General features: G+C 37.2%; 12 protein-coding genes. 5 read left to right on the forward strand and 7 right to left on the reverse strand.

The window, feature by feature from the left end; translation table 11 throughout:
- The first annotated feature begins 163 nt into the window (after positions 1 to 163).
- The 5 genes from ptsN to WCP78_RS01270 all read left to right on the forward strand — a co-directional run bounded on the left by ptsN (position 164) and on the right by WCP78_RS01270 (position 7,614).
- Entirely contained in the window at positions 164 to 628 is a 465-nt protein-coding gene (ptsN, locus tag WCP78_RS01250; RefSeq protein WP_336278701.1) for a PTS IIA-like nitrogen regulatory protein PtsN, read from the forward strand.
- Positions 629 to 1,581: 953 nt separating this feature from the next.
- Positions 1,582 to 2,085 (forward strand): invasion associated locus B family protein, encoded by a 504-nt coding sequence (locus WCP78_RS01255; protein WP_336278702.1) that lies wholly within the window; start codon positions 1,582 to 1,584, stop codon positions 2,083 to 2,085.
- 44 nt (positions 2,086 to 2,129) lie between these two features.
- Complete coding sequence (gene rlmN / locus WCP78_RS01260) at positions 2,130 to 3,359, forward strand: dual-specificity RNA methyltransferase RlmN (protein WP_336278703.1); 1,230 nt, start codon at positions 2,130 to 2,132, stop codon at positions 3,357 to 3,359.
- 1,016 nt (positions 3,360 to 4,375) lie between these two features.
- On the forward strand, positions 4,376 to 6,037 hold the full coding sequence (locus WCP78_RS01265) for a lysine--tRNA ligase (protein ID WP_336279107.1): 1,662 nt from the start codon (positions 4,376 to 4,378) through the stop codon (positions 6,035 to 6,037).
- The gene (locus WCP78_RS01270; RefSeq protein ID WP_336278704.1) at positions 6,037 to 7,614 is read left to right on the forward strand and encodes a peptide chain release factor 3; all 1,578 of its coding nucleotides are present in this window, start codon (positions 6,037 to 6,039) and stop codon (positions 7,612 to 7,614) included. Before WCP78_RS01265 ends, WCP78_RS01270 begins: the two co-directional genes overlap by 1 nt.
- Positions 7,615 to 7,701: 87 nt before the next feature.
- Here the strand turns inward: WCP78_RS01270 and trxA are convergent, their stop codons facing one another.
- The 7 genes from trxA to WCP78_RS01305 form a co-directional block, all read right to left on the reverse strand.
- Positions 7,702 to 8,025, reverse strand: a complete 324-nt coding sequence (gene trxA, locus WCP78_RS01275) for a thioredoxin (RefSeq protein WP_336278705.1) — start codon at positions 8,023 to 8,025, stop codon at positions 7,702 to 7,704.
- Between the two features lie 107 nt (positions 8,026 to 8,132).
- Complete coding sequence (addA, locus tag WCP78_RS01280) at positions 8,133 to 11,609, reverse strand: double-strand break repair helicase AddA (protein ID WP_336278706.1); 3,477 nt, start codon at positions 11,607 to 11,609, stop codon at positions 8,133 to 8,135.
- A gap of 2 nt (positions 11,610 to 11,611) precedes the next feature.
- Positions 11,612 to 14,728, reverse strand: a complete 3,117-nt coding sequence (gene addB, locus WCP78_RS01285) for a double-strand break repair protein AddB (protein ID WP_336278707.1) — start codon at positions 14,726 to 14,728, stop codon at positions 11,612 to 11,614.
- A 272-nt stretch (positions 14,729 to 15,000) separates the two neighbouring features.
- Positions 15,001 to 16,491: a tRNA (adenosine(37)-N6)-threonylcarbamoyltransferase complex ATPase subunit type 1 TsaE gene (gene tsaE / locus WCP78_RS01290; RefSeq protein WP_336278708.1), complete on the reverse strand. Its 1,491-nt coding sequence runs from the start codon at positions 16,489 to 16,491 to the stop codon at positions 15,001 to 15,003.
- A 48-nt stretch (positions 16,492 to 16,539) separates the two neighbouring features.
- Positions 16,540 to 19,008 carry a sensor histidine kinase gene (locus WCP78_RS01295; RefSeq protein ID WP_336278709.1) on the reverse strand — a complete coding sequence of 823 codons (2,469 nt, stop codon included), beginning with the start codon at positions 19,006 to 19,008 and terminating at the stop codon, positions 16,540 to 16,542.
- A 34-nt stretch (positions 19,009 to 19,042) separates the two neighbouring features.
- Complete coding sequence (gene ahcY / locus WCP78_RS01300) at positions 19,043 to 20,440, reverse strand: adenosylhomocysteinase (RefSeq protein WP_336278710.1); 1,398 nt, start codon at positions 20,438 to 20,440, stop codon at positions 19,043 to 19,045.
- A 353-nt stretch (positions 20,441 to 20,793) separates the two neighbouring features.
- Entirely contained in the window at positions 20,794 to 21,792 is a 999-nt protein-coding gene (locus WCP78_RS01305) for a complex I NDUFA9 subunit family protein (RefSeq protein WP_336278711.1), read from the reverse strand.
- Positions 21,793 to 21,835: the final 43 nt, after the last annotated feature.

Genomic DNA, 21,835 nt, shown 5'->3' on the forward strand with positions numbered 1-21,835 from the left:
TTAATTAAGAGCTAAATACTATTTATCATTGAGTTGATAGTGATTATGAGATGAAGTGAATCATCACCTATTATTGTGAATTTAGTAGACAATAAAATGTTAGATTCCGGTATTCTTTACTCGTTGATAAGTGGGCATCTGAGCATGTAAAAGGAAATTAAATATGAATTTGAGTGAATTAATTGCACCGGAAGCAATTATTCCGGCTCTTAGGGCTAATTCGAAGAAGCAAATTCTGCAAATTTTAGCTGAAAAAGCAGCTGAGCTAACGGGTCTTAACGAGCATGTAATTTTTGATACTGTCTTGCAGCGTGAAAAATTAGGATCAACGGGTCTAGGTTGTGGTATTGCTATTCCTCATGGAAAATTGCCTGATATTAAACGAATCATTGGTGTATTTGCTCGCCTTGAAAGCCCAGTTGATTTTGAAGCTCTCGATGATGAACCGATAGATCTTGTTTTTTTACTTTTGGCGCCTGAGAATGCGGGTGCAGATCACTTAAAAGCATTGTCTCAGATTGCACGTGTCTTGCGTCATTCTGATGTTGTTCAAAAATTACGCAACACACATGATGCCAATGCGCTTTACACTTTATTGATTCAAAATTCAGAATCAAATGCAGCTTGAAAGATAGTGTGACATACATATTGCGTTGAGTTTATAGCAGAATGAAAAATGATATATTTATAAATAAGGAATATCTTCTTCAAAGAACAGAAGAAGGATGGGCAGTGCTCTTTTAGTCATTTTTGATTATATGCTTTAATTTATTTACTTACATTCTTTATGACTAGGTTTACCTTTTTTCAATGAGAATAGTTATTAGTTTTTATAATATTTATGCTCAAGCTTCAAAAACAAGAAAGAAAGAGCATTAATTTTAAAAGAATTTCTATAGGAGTTTTGAAAAAGTTTGAATATTAAAAAAAATGAAAGTGAATTTAAAATTGAGCAAAGATGGTAAGCACTTTCATGGAGAGCAAAAAATTTAATATTTTTTTGTAATACTCTAAAACGAAACGGTAACCTTTGATAATGATGAATCTCTTAAAAATTTTTAAGAAGAGAGTAAAACGGTGGATGGTATTTACACTGATTTTTGTTACGATAGCTGAGAGAATTGGCAATTTTAGGCAGTGAACATAGAATAAGAGTTAATGATAGTTAAAGCGAGTAAATTATATGCGGTAGCTAAAATAGAAATCAATGCTGATAATGCTTAGTAATTTTTTCAAAATAGTTTTGAAATAACGAAAAGTAACCTTTGATCAAGGGAGGGGTATTGCGCAATTTTTGTTAGAGAACAATGAATTGAATTCGTTAAATGCATTCATACTTTTTTGTTAAATAAGGTTCAGATGTTATTTTTTTTAAAGTCTGGTTACTGATAAAAAATTTATATTATTCATTTTTTGGTAATAACTTAAAGGCCACAATTGAATGTAACGATTTGTTCTAATTTGTGCAATATATTTTTCTTGTTGAGAAAATAAGGACAAATACACTAAGCATCGACCGATTTTTGTTAGGCTTTGCCAATAAAAATCTTATTAAAGAGTAAAAAAGTGAGCTAAATAAAAATGTTTAAAAAGACTTTTATTGCAGCATTTATAATGGTTTTGACTACTGCTGGAACTGCATGGTCACAGGCACCAAGACGTCTAGATCAGTTTTATGCTTGGGCAGCCTATTCTTATAGATCAACAGAAGATAAAATCTGCTACGTATTGTCTATGCCATTGGAATCTCTTCCAACAACAGTTAATCACGGCGATAATTTCTTTTTGGTTACTAAGCGTTCTAATTCACCTATTTCATTTGAACCACAATTTATGGCCGGTTATACTCTTAAGGAGGGGTCAAGAGTTATCGTGACCGTTGGAGATAAGGATTTTGATTTCTTCACTAAGGATTCATCAGCTTGGTTAGCGTCATCAGAGCTAGAAACGCAACTTGTCTCTGCTATGCGTGCTGGGAACAAAATGACAGTCAAAGCTATCTCAAAACGAGGAACTCATACCACCTATACTTATTCTTTAAAAGGAGTGACCGCTGCGTTAAATGTGGCGCGTAAGTGTCATTAAGAGATATGTAGTTTTAAAAAAATAGTGATATAAGTCGAAAAGCAATGGCCGTTTCATATGATCTCAAACCAGTTGGTGCATGTCCAACGTCAAAATCAGATAATGTTGAAGTGAAGGGTAGATCTAAACTACCTTTGATTGGTTTATTGCATGATGAAATGGTAGAGGCTTTAAAAGAAATTGGTGTGCCAGAGCGTCAACGGCGTATGCGCGTACGTCAGCTTTGGCATTGGCTTTATGTGCGAGGCGTTTCAAATTTTGATGAAATGCTGAATATTTCTAAACCAATGCAAGAAATGCTTAAAAAGCATTTTTCTATTGCACGTCCGGAAATTGTTGGAGAACAAATATCAAAGGATGGTACACGTAAATGGCTCTTACGTTTTCCTGCACGTGGAGCTGGGCGGCCTGTTGAAATTGAAACAGTCTACATTCCTGAAGAAGGGCGTGGTACTTTATGTATTTCATCTCAGGTAGGGTGCACGCTAACCTGTTCTTTTTGTCATACAGGAACGCAGGTACTTGTTCGCAATTTAACAGCAGAAGAGATTTTGGTACAATTATTGGTGGCACGTGATTGTTTGGGTGATTTTCCTGATAAAAATATCCCTGATGGGGCAATTGTTCCAGTTTATGGGCGCAAAATTACCAATATTGTTATGATGGGCATGGGGGAACCACTTTATAATTTTGAAGCAGTCAAAAAAGCTTTATTAATCGCTTCTGATGGAGAAGGGCTTTCTTTGTCAAAACGTCGAATTACTCTTTCAACCAGTGGGGTGATTCCTGGAATTATACGAACAGGGGAAGAAATTGGGGTGATGTTAGCGATTTCCCTCCATGCTGTGCGAGATACGTTACGAGATATGCTTGTTCCAATCAATAAAAAATATCCGCTTGCTATGTTAATGGATGCTTGTCGTAACTATCCTGGTCTTTCCAATGCCAGGCGAATTACATTTGAATATGTGATGCTGAAAGATGTAAATGATAGCTTGGATGATGCAAAGCGGTTAGTTCAGTTACTTAAAGGTATTCCTGCTAAGATCAACTTAATCCCTTTTAATTCATGGCCAGGAAGTAATTACCAATGTTCTGATTGGGAACAAATCGAGCGTTTTGCTGATGTGGTTAATCAAGCTGGTTATGCTTCACCTATTCGTATGCCGCGCGGACGCGATATTTTAGCTGCATGTGGCCAGCTTAAATCTGCTTCAGAGCGTTTACGAAGGTCTGAACGTTTGCAGTTCGGATATACGATTGGTGCTGATTGATCTTGGGTTATCAGAAGACATAAAGAAAAGTTTATAAAATCGGTATCAACAAACTAAACATCACAATAGTCACTTAAATGGAAAAAACTATCCTACTTCAAAAAGTGTGCATAATTTCGACTTTTACAAAGAAGCTTCCTTCACATCTTTTCATTTTCTGCGTCGTTTTCGTGTTCTATTATTTCCATGCGGTTTATGATTTTTGAGCACGAGAAAAAAGCAAATGACAAAGAGCTCTAAAATAGAAAAATATTAAGAAAGTCATTTTAGTTTTCTATAAAATATTTGACACTTAATCATTTCCAAATGGTTGTAAAGTGGATTGTAAATAAGATTCTGATTTATGACTGATTTTGTAAGGAAAAGGGTTGGAGTTTGCACGCTATAAGATATTGATATGCTAAAGAAACCTACATATAAGGTGATGCAAAAAATTTGTGCGTGATTTCGTACTTTCAATTTTTCGAGTCAATAATAGTCTGTGAAGTTTTAGTTATTGGGGAAGGAAAGGTACTCATTTGCTCGTCTGCTTGTTTAAATATTCCTCATTAAATTTTATAGGAAGAAAAGATGCGATTTTTTAATGAGAAACAGCAAAAGGTATGATCAAAGGTTTTAAGCTTTTTGTATGTATTTAAAATATGATACCAACATTATACCACTCTATAGCGTGCTTTTACCTTTAAAATTCAAACAAATTTGATTGAATTTGCGTATGAACATCAGATTTTAAGAAAAATAGATAAAATAAAACGCTTTGTTCGATAAATGAGTTTTATTGCATGTGTTTAGAGAGTAAAGTTTTTAAAAATTCGTCTGTTTCTGCTCCTAAAAATATGCATATATGCGCTGTTTACATAAAATAGAAAAAACACAAATGAATTATGATAGATAGATACTGTATAATCAGCAAGATTATAATTAGATTTTTGAGCTTTTCTCTTATTATTATTGACGAATAAATTCAATAACCATAGACCATCTCATAAAGAGTTTAGTTTTTTAGGATAAAGATGATGATACGTGATCAATATAATACTCCTAGTCTTACACTTGAATTAAGAAATGCTGCTGTGCAATCAAAAGCTTGGCCATTTGAAGAGGCACGTAAGATCATCAAACGATATGAAAAAACAGATTATCCAGAAATTATAGTCTTTGAAACAGGTTATGGGCCTTCTGGTTTGCCGCATATTGGAACTTTTGGAGAAGTTGCTCGTACAACTATGGTGCGTCATGCATTTCATATTTTAACAGAGAATAAAGTACAAACAAAGCTTCTTTGTTTTTCTGATGATGTGGATGGTTTGCGTAAAGTTCCTGATAATGTACCTGATCGCGAAAAAATGGAAAGCTATCTTGGGCAACCACTCACTTGTGTACCAGATCCTTTTGGGGATACTTACCCTTCTTTTGGAGCAGCCAATAATGCACGCTTGCGTTCTTTTCTTGATCGTTTTGGTTTCGATTATGAATTTGCAAGCTCTACAGATTATTACAAGTCCGGTCATTTTGATGAAGCGCTTATAAAAATTCTTGCCTGTTATGATGAGATCATGGCAATAGTGTTGCCAACGTTAGGTGAAGAACGGCGTGCTACCTATTCACCATTTTTACCCATTTCCCCATTTTCTGGGAAGGTACTACAGGTACCAATGATTTCCTATAATGCTAAAAAAGGAACCATAACTTACGTTGAACCTGAAACAGGAGAGACCATTGAAACAGAGGTTACAGGGGGAAAAGTCAAATGCCAGTGGAAAGTGGATTGGGCAATGCGCTGGAAGGCACTTGGGGTTGATTATGAAATGGCGGGAAAAGATCTTATCGATTCCACAAATCTTTCTTCTAAAATTTGTAAAATGCTTGGTGGGAATCCACCAGAAGGATTTAATTATGAGCTCTTTTTAGATGATAAGGGACAGAAAATTTCCAAGTCTAAGGGAAATGGCTTAACCATTGATGAATGGTTAACTTATGCGCCAACAGAGAGTTTAGGACTTTATATGTTTGCAAAGCCCAAAACAGCAAAACGGCTTTATTTTGACGTTATTCCAAAAGCTGTTGATGAATATTATGCTCATCTTTCTGCCTATGGTCGTCAAGAATGGCCAGAACGGCTCAATAATCCTGTATGGCACATCCATAATGGTCATCCTCCGCAAGTTGATTTGCCTGTATCTTTCGCTATGCTGTTGAATTTGGTAAGCGCTTCAAATGCGGAAAATAAGCAAGTTCTTTGGGGATTTATTTCTCGCTATGCTGAGGGGGTAAATGCACAAACTTGTCCAGAACTTGATCAGTTGGTGCAATTCGCAATTAGATATTTTGACGTTTTTGTCAAACCAAACAAAAAATTTCGAATTCCTGATGAGAGTGAGCGCTTAACGCTAGCTGATATTGATGTCAAATTAGCCAGTTTGCCTGAAACTGCTGATGGAAACACTCTTCAAAATGCACTTCTTGATGTTGCACGTTTAACCGAACGCTATCAAGATCATAACAAAAAAAGTCCTGAAGGCGGTCCAGGTGTTTCAAATGTCTTTTTTCAAATGTTATATGAAGTCCTTTTAGGGCAAGAACGAGGACCACGACTGGGATCATTTATTGCGCTTTATGGAATTAACGAAATGCGTGCACTCATTGCTGAAGCGCTTACGCGTCCTGTGGGGGAATAATGGATAAGAGAGCGCAAGAGGTAAAACGCCGTCGCACATTCGCTATTATCGCTCATCCTGATGCAGGGAAAACAACGCTAACAGAAAAACTTTTATTGTTTGGTGGCGCTATTCAGCTTGCTGGTGAAGTGAAGGCAAAAAAAGACCGTATTCAAACCCGTTCTGATTGGATGAATATTGAACGTGACCGCGGTATTTCAGTTGTAACATCAGTGATGACATTTGAATATGAAAATCATATCTTTAATCTATTAGATACTCCAGGCCACGAAGACTTTGCAGACGATACGTATCGTACTCTTACAGCTGTTGATAGTGCTATCATGGTATTAGATGGTGCACGCGGAATTGAGCCTAGAACACTCAAACTGTTTGAAGTATGTCGTATGCGAGATATTCCTATTGTTACTTTTGTAAATAAAATGGATCGTGAGGCATGTGATCCTTTAGAAATTTTAGATGAAATTGAAGAAAAGCTCGCGCTCGATGCTGCTCCAATTACATGGCCTATTGGTTCGGGAAAGAATTTTATTGGGACTTTTAACATTCATAATGACTGTTTTCGTCAGACAGATAGTGAGGTAACACAACAGACTGTATCTGAGCCTGATGAAGTTGCAAATTTGTTGCCTGAAAATCAGCGAGAATCTTTTATTGAAGGAGTTAATCTTGCCCGCACTGCTTGCAGAAATTTTGATCTCCAAGCTTTCCGCGAAGGGCATATGACACCGGTTTATTTTGGTTCAGCTTTACGAAATTTTGGTGTTCGTGATTTGATTAATGCATTAGTTGATTTTGGTCCAAGTCCTCGTGATCAGGTAGCCGATAAACGCAATGTCACAGCTACTGAACCTAAAATGACAGGATTTGTTTTTAAAATTCAAGCCAATATGGATCCCAATCATCGTGATCGTATTGCATTCTTTCGGGTGTGTTCAGGAACACTTGAACGTGGCATGAAGACGAAATTGGTAAGAACAGATAAATCGATAACACTTTCAACACCACAATTTTTCTTTGCTCGTTCACGTCAAATTGCTGATCAGGCCTATGCCGGTGATATAGTTGGTATCCCCAATCATGGAACTTTACGTATTGGTGATGTATTGACGGAAGGAGAAGATATTTTTTTTAAAGGTATGCCCAATTTTGCACCGGAAATTTTGCGTCGTGTTTGCTTAGGTGATCCCATGAAAGCAAAAAAACTTAAAGAAGCTTTACAACAAATGGCTGAAGAAGGGGTTGTACAATTGTTCATTCCCGATGATGGATCACCAGCTCTCATTGGTGTTATTGGTGCCTTACAAATTGATGTTTTAAGGGAACGACTTAAGATAGAGTATTGTTTGCCAGTAAGCTTTGAATCAGGGCGTTTCAGTATATGCCGTTGGATTTCCGCAGAAAGTAAAAATGAGCTGCAAAAATTTCTCACCAATCATCGATTTGCCATTGCGTACGATCTAGAAGGCGATCCGGTTTTTTTAGCAGAAAATCATTTTTCGCTGAATTATGAAGCAGAACGAGCACCAAAAATAAAATTTTCAGCCTTCAAAGATTATCAAGTACGCTCTCAGTAAGATACCTTTAAAAAACTATTCTTAAACAAGGTCACAAAAAAGAGAGAGATACGATCTCTCTCTTATACAAAAATCATTATGACTTATTTATCGAAGGCCGTCTTTAATCCATTCACAGACACGTCCTTTAGAAGCAGAACCAACCATGTTAGATGAGATATTCCCATCTTTAAACATCAGTAAGGTAGGAATTGAACGAATTCCATATTTTGTAGCTAGTTCCGGATTTTCATCAATATTTACTTTAGCAATTTTGACTTGGTTTTGCATTTCTGTTGAAATTTCATCCAAGATCGGAGCTATCATTTTGCAAGGACCACACCATTCCGCCCAAAAGTCAACTACAACAGGGATGGAAGAGGTGAGAACTTCTTGTTCAAAATTGCTATTATCAATTTTTATACATGTCATTGATTTATCCTTTATATTTATACTTCTATACGTTGGTACGGTGACAATTCATATCAAGTTATGTTATGGAAAAAATTTACAGCCTCTGAGGAAAGGGTTTTCTTGCATTATAAGGCAATTTTATCAAGAAGCGTATCGAGTTTTTCAGGAATGAGTTTAAAAATTTTCGCTTCTTTGGTGTAAATAAGAACAGCTTGAATGTTTTTGTCAGGATGAATAGTTTGCAGTAATTTTCGATAAAGAGCCATTTGTAGCAAATAGCATGGTGTGATAGAATTTTCATCCTCAGGTGGAGTTCCTGTTTTAAAGTCAGCAAAGACAACACTATTTTTTGTGATACATAGACGATCAATTTGGCCAGAAATTACTTGCTGTTTTCCACGAATTTTTATAACACCCATCAAAGAAACTTCAGCACGTGAGAAATCAGAGAAGAGAGATTTAAGGTATGAATTATCTAAGATTGTCCAAATATGATGCAGAGCATCTTCTCTCTGAGTTTCATTCCAATGGGAAGCTTTAGTGTTGAGATAATATCGAGCATAATCTAAACGTTTTTGAGGGGCACAATCAGGCAGATATTGCAGTAATCGGTGAACAAGATTACCATACTCAATGGAAAAAGCTTTATTGGTATTTTTTTCGCCTAAAACAGGTGAAATATTTAACTGTTTTGGATTAGAAAAAAGCTCAGTATCAGATTCAATAGAGAGACTAGCAACTGAGGGCTTTATCGGTTTTGGTAAAGCTGGTTCTATCGGTACTTTATTGCGGAAAAAATCTGGCAAAGGTGGAAGTGTTTGACTATCTGTACGGAGTACCTCCTTGTCTAGTGGGGTAAAGGATGAAGGGGTAATGCAATAACGCCAAGCCACAATATCTTTTACAGGACTTTTTATAGAAATCGCATGTGGTTTAAGAGCTTTCTTTACCAGTTGTAGCCATGTATTATAGGGAGATCTTGCACCACTATACCCGCAAATAAACAATCGGTCTTCAGCACGCGTCATACCTACATAAAGAAGACGCTTATACTCTTCTTCTGCGTTCTCTTTTAAACGCAAAAGAGCTTCTTCAGAAATTTTTGTTTTGAATTCTGCGCTAGGGCACCAAATGAAACCTTGCTGATCTCTCAACTGCGTATTACAAAAGGGAACTTTAAGCAAGTGAGGTGCATGCTGAGAATGCCATATTGCACTACCGGAATCAATTAGAAAAACAACGGCGGCTTCTAGACCTTTGGCCGCATGAACAGTCATAATCCGGACTTCATCATGGTTTTGATCGAGTTCACGTTTAATTTCTGGTTCACTTGTACTTAATGCTTCTAAAAAAGCTTGTAATCCTGGTAAGCCCGTTTTTTGTATAGTGAGTGTATAATCCATGAATGCATCAAGCACATCGTTTGCTTCAGATCCTAATCGAGCCAGAATTTTTTGTCGTCCTTTGTCGTTATTAAGAATATGGCTATAAAATTCAAAAACTGGTATTTTATCTACTAAAGAGCGATAATTGCTTAAATTATCGAAGGCGTATTGAAAAGATATGTTTGATGAAGCGTGTATACAAAGGCTTTGCCAAAGAGATTTTGTACGCTGAGCTGCAAGTTGATAAAGTTCATCTTCTGTGAGAGCAAAAAGCGGGCTTTTTAAAACACATGCAAGAGAAAGATCATCTTGTGGTTGCAAGACAAAACGAGCAAGTGCCATTAAATCTCGTACACTAATATGGCTGGTTAATTGTAAACGATCAGCTCCAGCAACAGGAATATTGCGTAGTTTAAGTGCACGAGAAAGAGCAGAAACAAATTGATCACGCTTACGAACCAAGACCATAATATCATTGGCACGCAATAGCCGTCCTTTTGCTGGAAGTATTTCTCCTTTGTGCAACCAGTTTGCGATTGTTTCTGCGATTGTTTCTGCTAAACGTACTTCAGGTGTGTCTAAGTGATCAACAGTTAAATGCCAATCGTCAGGAAATTCATTTTTTTCTTTAGAAATAGCATCCCATACGATGACATCGCCAGGGCTATTAACACGGATAGCTTCATGTACTGTGTTTATATTTTCCGCTGAAAGCCCTTTGTAATTTTCTGGTGTTTTAAAGACAAGATCAACACTTTTTAGAATATCGGCTGTAGAGCGAAAAGAATAATTTAGTTGTATTTTTTCAAATTTTTGTTTTGCTTGTTTCGCTTTTTTTTGAATTATTTTCCCATTTGCAGCAAAATTTTCTGGTACAGCACCTTGAAAAGAATAGATGGATTGCTTTTCATCTCCAACAGCAAAAAGAGTGCGTATATTTGTTCGTTGACTATGACCTGAAAAAAATTCTTCAGCTAAGAGTTGAATAATCTGCCATTGTTCAGGGTTAGTATCTTGTGCTTCATCAAGCAGAATATGATCAAGACCACGATCAAGTTTATATTGCACCCACTGGCTTGCACCTTTACGCTGTAACAAATGGAGTGTACGTTCAATAAGATCATCAAAATCTAGTAGTCCATTGGCTTTTTTTAAAGTTGCATAAATTTTAAGATAAATGGCACAAAGCTGAAAAGCAGCCATATTGAGTGTTATAACTTTTTCGCATTGATATTTATCTAAAAGAGCAGAAAGTTGGTTTTGTTTATCTTCAAGTTCTTTTTTAATAAAAGGCCAAATTTCATCCGATTTTTTAGAAGATAAACGTGAGAAACTACGGGGTATGCCAGAGTTTTTAAAATAAATATTTGAAATAATATTAATAATTTTTGTTTCATCAGAAGTCTCTGTTAATTGAGAAAACTGCGTGATCATATCCTTAGCATTTTTGTTACCATAAGTTTGACAATGTTGTATGGCATGAGAAGATAGAAAAGCAGTTTGTTTAATTTTTTTTAAGAGCAGCTTGTTTGTTTCATTTGGCGTTAAATTAAAAAGTATACGGAGCTGTTCTTTTCCATTTTCAGATAGAATAAAATCCAAAAACTGAGGCAATTTATGTTGCTTTTTTGTTGCTTCATCCAGTAATTGGTCAAAAGCCTTTTCGCTGATGGCCTTAAACAGTTGTTTTAAAGCTGGTTGCGCGTTTTGATGCATTAAAAGTTGTCGGCGAGCTTCTTGTAATATTTTTTTTTGATTAATATCATCAAGTAGTTCAAAGTGCCCAGCAATATTGGCTTCTAACATAAATTGATGCAATAAAGATTCGCAAAATGCATGAATAGTCTGTATTTTTAAACCGCCAGGTGTTTCGAGAGCACGAGCAAAGAGTTGACGTGCAGATGTTATTGTTTGCGCGTTTGTAGGCTTATTTTCAAGTTGTGATAGGACGAGTTTGAGCTGTACATCATCAAGTTCATTCCAGCTGGAAAGTGTACGAAAAATCCGCGACTGCATAACAGAGGCAGCTGCATTTGTATAAGTAAGGCATAAAATACGTGAAGGAGGTGTACCATTTAAAAGTAAACGAATAACGCGCTCACTTAAAATATGCGTTTTTCCAGATCCTGCATTTGCAGAAACCCATACATTTGTTTTGGGATGCGTTGCTATTGCTTGTGCATCAAGAGCTGCTTCAGGAATAGAAAAAAGAGTCATGATTAATCTGCCTTGTGAGAACCGCTTGACCATTCCCATAATCGAGCCAAATGATCATAGTCACCCTCATATGTTTTGTTTAAGGGTACTGCGTGTGAAAGGTAGCCTTGTTGTGGATTTTGGTAATAGTCTATTAATGCGATAAGGTGCTCCCATGCTTTTTCACCAAGATTAATTGCGTTTTTTTGATTTTTTGCATCTTTGCTTGAAAAAATTGATTGGGGTTCGATTTCACCTTTTTTATGGAGTGGTATGTAAAATAGATTTGATGGGGTAAAATCTTGAAAATCTATAAAGCCGCCTTGCATTAACAAAGCTGTTTCCAATGCTAACTGTGGAAATAATAAGTCGCGAACTTTTTTTGATGAGGGGGGAGTATTGGTTTTAAAATCAAGGATCTCGATAATTTTGTTTGGTAAAACATCAATACGGTCAGCACGTCCTGAAAGAGTGACACCTGTTGTCCCTATGGGGATTTTTTGAGATGCTACTTCGGCGTATCGTTCTCGAGGCTCAAGACTTCTTTCCCATTGAATAAAAAATGGAGCAAAATTTTTAAAAATGATCCACCAGATCGTTTTGATGTCAGTAGGCAAATTTAATTTATTAAACTCTCTACGACCAATAGCTAAGAGCATATCAATTGCATTTGCTGCATTTGGATTTTTTATTTGTGTGCAAAAAGCAGCAAGAATAGCGTGATAGAGCGTTCCACGTTCAGCAGCAGAAGGGTCATGAATGAGAGCTTTAAGTGGTTTGAGTCGCAAGATTTTTTTTGCATAAATGGCATAAGGATCATATCGCAACGTGGCTATTTCAGTAACTGAAAAATGGCGTGGACGCATATCAAGGGGTGGTGCAGGGCAAGGACGTTTTGCAGAAGCAATAGTATTTGTCTTATCGAGTGTTCTAGCCCAGTGAAGCAGTATTTCTCCTCGTGTACAAATTTGCTTCCAAATTTGTTTTCCTATGACTGTTTCTAAACGCTGTAACCAGCGTGAAGGAATAGAAGGAGCGTGATTAACCCGCTTTGCTCGGCTCATAACCACTTTATTCATTCCCATAACCCATTGAAAATCATGTGCAGAGAGGCCAATATGCTGTTCTGGTGGTTCAAGAGTTAACATCATTTTCATTGGTCGTGATAAAAAAGCATCATTGCGGGTTGTTATAGGCCACGATCCTTCATTAAGACCACCGATGATGACTGTATCAACCGTTTGCAGGCGCGATTCCAAAGCACCCCATATAAATAAACGTGGATGTCCTCCAGGGGGAGGTATTACAGAACGGGGCGCAATCAGGGCTGAAAATATGGCTGGCCATTCACAAAGATGGAATTTTAATCCTGATTGATCACTTACCAATTCACGCAAAAAAGTGGATAAGGCTTGGCCAGCTTCATTTTGATAAAGATTTACAAGAGAGTTATTTTCATCACACCCAAAATTTTCAAAAACTTCAACAGTTGCTATTGCTGCTGCATTGATGGTGCATTCTTTCTGCTGTTTCATGAGAGATGTTAAAGGTTCGATAGCTTTAACCAAAAGATTACAAAGAAAGCGAGCTTCTTTTATTCTTTGTTGATCAAAGGTATCGGTATCAGAAAGGCTGTGGGGATGTGTTTTCATCCATTTTTCAAAAAATTGGTCACATTCACAAAGATTAATACGACCAATGCTTCCCCGAAGAGCCATGAGTTCAAAGTTCTCTACCATTTCGCGGAAGCGATGGCGGTTTTGTTTAAGTGTTGTGAGTGGATGTTTGAGAAGAGAAAGAAAAGCGATTGAGTCATTGGGTTGAAATATGTTTTCTAAAATAAGCCGTAATAAGGTTGAAGGTAATGTTTGTGCAAGCGGAACTCCTCCTGAATCATTTGCTTCAATTCCAAATCGCTGTAATTCAACTGCGACACGGCGTGCTAGAGTACGATCATTCGTAATAAGAGCTGCAGTTTTTTGAGGTTCTTCAATAGCAGAGCGTAAAGCAATGGAAATGGCGAGAGCCTCTTCGCGCTCATTCACGGCTTCAATTAATAACCAATCTTTACAAAGGGTTTCATAATCATCGCGTACAATTTTTGCCCATAACTCTGTTGTAGAAGCTGGTCTGAATGCTTCTGATAAAAGAGCTGCACGTTTTTTCTTTGTTGCACTTTGTTGGCCAATTTCTTGCACATGAGTACGATCGCATTTCATAAGAGATAGAAGTTTTTTTAAATGATATTGAGGATGGCTGAAAGCATTAGATGTCTGATCAAAAGAGCTGCAAGTTTCTTTTTCTTTGTCGATTATGCTTAATGCATTCCATTGATCTTCATCCATATGGAAATCAAGGCCGGGAAGAACAACAGCTCCTTTAGGTAGGCAGGAAATTACTTTTAAAAGATGTGCAACTGCGGGAATAGAACCTGTTGCACCAGCAGCAATAATAGGTTTATTGGATTGTGTGTTTTGTAAAGTCTCTGCGTGCATTCTGAGTATTTGGTTACGCCATACAGCTGGGTCACTTCGTTGTCTTTCTTGTAAAATTTGTGGCCAACTTTGGGTGACAATAGTAAGAAAATTAAGCGTTATTTGCCACCATTCAGCAACCATATCGGGTGCTATTTCTTTAAGCTTTGACCAATCTGCTGATTCCGTTTCGATTTCATCCATTAAGTGTGCTAAATCTTGAGCGAGCCAAATTGCATCGGCAGTATGAGCAGGAATAAGCACATCTTCTGTACCAAACATAGCACGCAGATGATCAGGCAGACTTTCACGCCAAGGACGAATGAGGCGAGCTAAGAGCAAGAGACGTTCACTTTCCCCAATAGGAGGGTTTAAGGCTTTTATATAATTGTTAACAAAAAGAAAACTATCTTCATCTAAATTTCCTAAGGGGCGAATGGTAGGTAAGAAAGTTGATCGTGTATCGCTCCTTTCAACAAAGGCTATACGTAAAGCGCGGGCAGCACGACGTGTTGGAACATAAATGATAGTATCAGCTAGAGCTTCTTGGGTGTCTCCATTTTGTGCGAAGTTCTCAATTAAAGTACCCGAGAGTAGAGCTTCAACGAAATGCGATAAAAAGGGGGTTCCTGAAGAAATAGAAAAAACACGCGGTTTATGGGTCATATAATTTTGTCGGAAATATGTTATCTTATTGATTATGCTTATATTATCTATATTGTATACAATTTTTATGTAGGAAAAAACTGAAAAGCTGCATTTATACAGTAATTTTTGACTTGAGTTAAGCTGCTCAGTGTAGCAGATAGTATCCGCTAACTTGTAATCAAAGGTCTGGAAAAAGAAAGACAAGTGAACATATGTACGTTTTCAAACGCTACAGTAACAACCGATTGCTGTGTGGATCGTCTTAGAAGAAATGAGTGATAGGGTATTTATTATGCTTTTGAAAGAAGACCTATTTCTTTATAAAAACTCTGTAAAGGAATAAGAGCTGGATGTGAAAGATTACGTTCAAGATAATCCTGCATATGAGGTAAATATTTAAGATAAGATGGTTTTCCATCTCTTTGATGGAGGCGTACAAAAATCCCTAAGATTTTTGAAACTCGTTGAGCGCCTGCAAAAGCGTAAAGCTCGCGTAATTGATTTTCATCAAAAGGCCGTGGCGATTTATGACGTGCAGTACAATAGGCATCAAGGATTTTTGCTTCGAGTGCTTGTGGAATAAAAAGGCGTGCATCTTGTGCTAAAGAAACGAGGTCATAGGCCGTTGGGCCTTTTAAACCATCTTGAAAGTCAATCAGACCAATGCGAGCAGCTCCTTTTTTATTTGTACGCCAAAGAATATTGGGTGAGTGATAGTCACGCATGACAAATGTGCTTTCTCCTTGAATCAGACTATCAAGATAAGGCTGCCAACAGGTGAAAAAATCTTTACGTTGTTGTTTGGACAAGTTTTTTTGTGTTTGAAAAGGAAGATACCAATCCAGAAGTAAGGAAAGTTCTGATTGCATAGCTTTGCAATCATAGAAAGGAATTTGAAGAAAAAATGTTGAAAATTGTTTTTCAGAAGGCCACGATTTTTGATGAAAAGAAGCTAACAATTCAGCGCAAGCTATGTAACGTTCTTCTATAGGATTGCCGATTTGATCTGTAAGTCCTTCACGCCCTAGGTCTTCTAAAATCAAAAGACCTTTTTCAAAATCTTCAGCAAAGATTTGGGGGGCAGAAAATCCATTATCTAAAATGAGCTGATTAATTCCTATAAATTGACGGATATCTTTTGCGAGATGTGTCATTGTTACATAAGAAATATCTGAGTTTTGTTCCATTTGCATAGTTGGTGCATTCATAAGGACTTCCTGATGATGACCATTATTAAGAATTTCATAGGTGCGTGCTGAAGCATCACCAGCCAAAAAACGACGATGAACGTGACTGCGACCATGAGTTGTTAAAAATGTGCGAATAGTAAAAGATCGCTGCAGACGTTTAATAGAATTTTCTTCTGATGTAAGAGTGATATGACGTCCGCAACCTTCATATTGTAAGTTGATGGCAAAGGTAACTGGTTCTAAAAGTCCTTCACTTCTTTCTGGCCATTCAATCAATAAAATGTTTTGCTCACGTGCTTCATAAAGTCCTAATTCATAAATTTCTTCTACCACAGAGAGACGATAAAGATCTGCATGAATAATTTCAAATTGTGGAAGTTGATAGTTTTGAGCAAGAGTGAAAGTAGGGCTTGGAACATCCATAGTATCATTATTGGCAAGTGTACGAATAATTTCTCGTGCGATGGTTGATTTTCCTGTTCCAAGATCTCCTTGAAGTGTCACAAGATCGCCTGGTTTTAAAGCAAGAGCTAAATCTTGCGCAAAAAGTGTGGTCGCTTCCTCATTTTTAAGAAAAAAACTAAAGTTCATTAAGATTTCCGCGCAATTGATGAAAAAAATTTTGTAATAGTAACAAGATTAAAAGATTTTATCTTCTTTGGAAACTGGAAAAAAACACTTCACTGTTGTTCCTTGTCCCAAGCCAGTTATAATTTCAACTTGTCCACCATGGAGTTCAACAAAGCTTTTGACTAAAGAAAGACCAAGACCTGCTCCTGCGCGTCCGCCATGATGTGCATGGGAAGAAAAACGTTTGAAAATGCGATCAAGAATATCTTCTGGAATATCAGACCCTTCATTGTGAACGCTGAAGACAATATTATCATTTTGTTTGTCAGCGCAAAATTCTATCGTGCTTGCTTGTGTTGCGAAATTAATGGCATTACTAAGAACATTAACAAAGATTTGATGTAAACGTGTTTCATCAGCGGAGATAAAAGTTAAAGAAGGAGAAATTTGCTGCAAAAGCGTAATGTGACGACTATTAAGGCGCTCTTCCACACGTGCTACCGCTTGCATCATAGCATCAGCAATATTAACTGGTCTTATGTCTAGTTCCATGATACCCGCATCAAGAGTTGCGAGATCAAGAATGTCATTAACAATATTCAAAAGAGTACCTGCTTCTGATTGAATATGCCCAAGATATTCATATTGGCGTTCATTGATAGAGCCAAAAATTTGATCGCGTAAAATATCAGAAAATCCCATAATGTTGGTGAGAGGTGTACGCAATTCATAAGAAACATGTTGAACAAATTCATTGCGCAAGCGGTCAGCACTTTCTAAAGCTTCGTTTTTTTCTTGAAGAGCGCGAGCGACGTGGACAGTATCAGTCACATTAACGAAAGTGAGCATCGTCTGTCCACCGGGAAGTGGTACTAATGTATAATCAATGATCATACCATTTTTGAGATCCATACGACCTGAGTATGTGTCACGTTTTTCAGCAAAACCCGTAATAAACTTGGTAAACTGATCCCATTCTTTCCCAACGGTTTGGGTTAAACAATGATTTTGTAATTGTGTTATATGAGTCCCTTCTACTAGTAAATTATAGGGGAGTGACCACAATTTTGATAAAGCTGGATTTGATAAACGAAGGCGTCCATCGGTGCCGAAAACTACTACTCCTTCTGAAAGCTTATCAAGTGTTTCTCCTTGTATTTTAATTAGTGTATTATAGCGTTGTTCAAGATCAACTCTTTCTGTGAGATTTTCATAAAGCCAAGTGACGCCTCCTTGTGGGTGAGGACTAAAAATAACACGTACAGTACGTCCATCTGGAAGATTCCAAATTTGTTGATTGGATTCTGTTTGCTGATAAGCTTGTAAAAGTTCTTCTTTCCATGCACGCCAATCAGGATGTTCAGCAATGATTCCTTTTTCACGTAGACGTTCAAGAAGTAATGTATGGCTTGGCTCACTTTCTAAAAAAGAGCTCTCCAATGGCCATAAAATTTTAAAAGCATGATTGCAGAATTTTAATTTCTGGTTTGTATCAAAAATAGCTACAGCCGTTGATATTTGATCAAGTGTTTCACAATGGCCTTGAAGGACACGTCCCATTTCATTGACAAGATTTTCATATGCACTGTCATCACGAGCAAAAGCTGCCATTCCCTCTGCAGTTGTAATACGTGTGAGATGAAAATGGCGCCGTTCTCCATCAATTACTGTATGAACATGTTCTTGAAAAACTGTTTCTACCTCATCTGTTTTGCGCTGTGTTATTTCATTAAAAAGATCGTCTATTTCTGCTTTACTACCTTCTTGAAAACCCGTCATTTCTCTAAAGGATCGGTTGATAAAACAAACTTTTCTTTCACAATCTCGTATCCATACTGGTTCTTGAATGTGATTAAGGAGATTGCGTTGCATTCTTAATTCCATAAGGATTCGAGTGATATCCTTCTGTAAACGAGCATTTTCGCTCTGTTGTATTGAAATGTCTTGAAAACGTGCAATGGCCGCTGTTCCTGCAATTACACCTGTAACTTGTAACGGCATATTGTTTTTGGTGATTATAGAAAGTTCAAAAGGATGACATTGACTCCGTAATTGAGTCAATGTGTAATCAAGTTCCTGAAAAGAAGATTCTTCAAGCCAGGATCCAAAATTCTGAAAATTTTGTTGGTTAATTCCCTCTTTTTGTAATGCAGGAATATTGCCAACAAAATCCGGTGAGGCTGTTGGATCTTTCCAAATCAGAAGGCATTGTCCAGTTTCTTCCAGAAGCCATTCATACTGCTTAAGTTTTTCAGAACAATCTGCTTGAATCGTCTTTAATAGCTTCCATGAATTTCTTTTTACCCGCATAACAACTGCTATACATGTGAGAAGTAAGGCGCAAGAAATTCCTCCGCAAAGTGCTAAAATAAGCCATGGTCCGTCTGGGAAAGTGAAATGAGATGGAACAAACATTGTTAATGATTGCGCACTAGCACATGTTGGAGAAAAAAGGCAAAAAAGGCAAAAAATATCGGTATAGACTCGAATTATCTTTTGAGCTTTTTCTTTGGGTGTACTATCACCAAAGCTGAGCACGATGCGTTTTCCTTTTTAAAAGTCCAAGAAAACGTTAATAACGGTAATAATTTGGTTTATAAGGCCCTTGCGGTGTAACTCCAATATATGCCGCCTGTTCTTCTGATAAAACGCTTAATTTTATTCCTAGCTTATCAAGATGGAGACGTGCAACTTTTTCATCAAGGTGCTTGGGCAAAACAACTATTTCATTTTTGTAATTTTCTGCATTGGTAAAAAGCTCAATTTGCGCTAAAACTTGATTGGTAAAAGAGGCTGACATAACAAAGGAAGGATGACCTGTAGCATTACCGAGGTTTAGTAATCGCCCTTCAGATAACAAAATTATACGTTTTCCATCAGGAAAAGTAACCATATCTACTTGCGGTTTAATATTCGTCCATGGAAAATTTCTAAGAGCTGACACTTGAATTTCATTATCAAAATGACCAATGTTCCCGAGAATACACATATCTTTCACTTGCCGCATATGATCTAAAAGAACAACATCTTTGTTGCCAGTTGTGGTTATGATAATATCAGCGCTAGCAGCTGCATCCTCTAGCGTAACAACTTCATAGCCATCCATAGCTGCTTGAAGGGCACAAATCGGATCAATTTCTGTTACCTTTACACGAGCTCCAGCGCCTGAAAGAGATGCTGCTGAACCTTTTCCTACGTCACCATAACCACAAACAATGGCTGTTTTTCCAGCTATCATTACGTCTGTTCCGCGTCGAATACCGTCTACTAATGATTCTCTACATCCGTATTTATTATCAAATTTTGATTTAGTAACGCTGTCATTAACATTAATGGCAGGAAAAGGCAAAAGCCCTTCCCTCTGTAATTGATAAAGACGATTCACACCCGTTGTAGTTTCTTCACTTATGCCTTTAAGTGCTGCACACTGGCGTGTGAAGAATCCTGGCGTAGCATCCATACGCTTTTGGATTTGTTTGAAAAAAAATCCTTCTTCCTCTGTCATAGGATGAGAAAGGATGTCTTTGTTTGTTTCTGCACGGTATCCCATTAAAATATAACTTGTGGCATCAGCTCCATCATCTAGTATAAGATTGGAAGGCTTACCATCAGGCCATTGGAAAATTGCATCTATATAAGCCCAATATTCCTCAAGTGTTTGTCCTTTAACTGCAAAGACAGCGGTACCACTGGCCGCAATTGCTGCTGCAGCATGGTCTTGTGTAGAAAAAATATTACTAGAGCTCCACCGGACATCAGCGCCAATTGCTCTTAGGGTTTCAATCAAAACAGCTGTCTGAATTGTCATATGCAATGATCCAGAAATACGTGCTCCACGTAAAGGTTGACTAGAAGAAAATTCTGCACGACAAGCCATCAAACCAGGCATTTCTGTTTCTGCGATATCAAGCTCTTTACGGCCATAGGCAGCAAGTGCAATATCTTTAACAACATAATCTTGAGCTGCCATTCTCTATTCCTTAAAAATCATTTTTCTAGAACGGTAGGAGAAATTAAAAAAAAATGCAAGTGAATAGAAAGACTTCTTTATATGAAAAATTCTTTTAAGCTTTTATGTATTTATGTAGGTGATAGATATTCTTTAAGTACTGAATAATAGGGTTGTAAAGAGGATATAAAATTCTATTAAATAAACAAAATTTGTTGATGTTGATTGCTATGTTGGTTGTGAAAATAGGCGAATTGATAAGGAGATTTTTACGAAGTGGCGCTTTCTGTAAAGAGAGCTAAAAGTATAAACTTTGTCCGTACAATCGTTATTTTTACAAAGTAGAAATAAATTAGATTACAAAGAAATATACACTAAACTGATAAATTTTTTGAAAATTGACCTTGTGGACGGAATCTCCATAGATAGCTTTGCAAAATAGCAGTCATCGCCTTGGGTGTAATATTTGCTCCTTCTAAAGTATACCCATTTTTTATAGCTTCTTCAGAAACAGTGTTATCAACTTGCAGGAAACGTACCTGATCAGCTGTTAGGAGTGTTGGTATGAGAGGCAGTTTACCAATAATTCCCAAAAGACCTCCAATAAAGAGTCCTGTAAAAAGTGGCATTGGTAGAATCGTTTTTTTGCGGTGAATGATTTTGAGTACATTCTCAAGTGCATGTGAAAATGTGATAATTTGGGGACCGCCAAGATCATAACTTTTTCCGAGAGTAACATGCCCTTCTAAGGCACGTACAACAAACTCAGCAATGTCACCAACATAAACAGGTTGCAATTTGCTTTGTCCGTTTCCAAAAAGGGGCATAATTGGTAAAAAACACGACAAGTGAGCTAAGGTGTTAAAGAAGCAATCCTCTGATCCAAAGATAATCGATGGACGCATAATAACTGCTTTAGGGTGTCTATTATGAACAATTTTCTCACTCATAGATTTAACGCGTGCATAAAGGAAAGAAGCGTTTTGATTAGCTACAAGCGCTGACATATAGATAAGTGGAATCCCCGCTTCTTCTGCTAATTCAGAAACATTTTGGGCACCATCAATTTGCGTACTTTGAAAGTTCGATTGACTTGCTTGCGCTAAGCTACCAGGAAGAAACACTGCACCATTAGCTCCAAGCAACGCACGTGCAACAGAAGCGCGATGTTTTACATCGGTTTTGAGCATTTGGACTTGTCCTACTTCTCCTATTTGCAGCATGTAATATGCTTTTTGTGGAGAACGGACGGCAACGCGAACACGATAACCTCGCTTGGTTAAAGTTTCAACAACATATCGCCCCACAAAACCAGAGCCGCCGAAAACAGTAATAAGTTTAGGATGCTGATAAAGTGTACAATCAAATTGCATGATTAAAAAGTCTATCTTTTAAAGCTCTATGAATAATTAGTTC

This window comes from Bartonella occidentalis, from assembly GCF_037070875.1.
Classification (GTDB): domain Bacteria; phylum Pseudomonadota; class Alphaproteobacteria; order Rhizobiales; family Rhizobiaceae; genus Bartonella.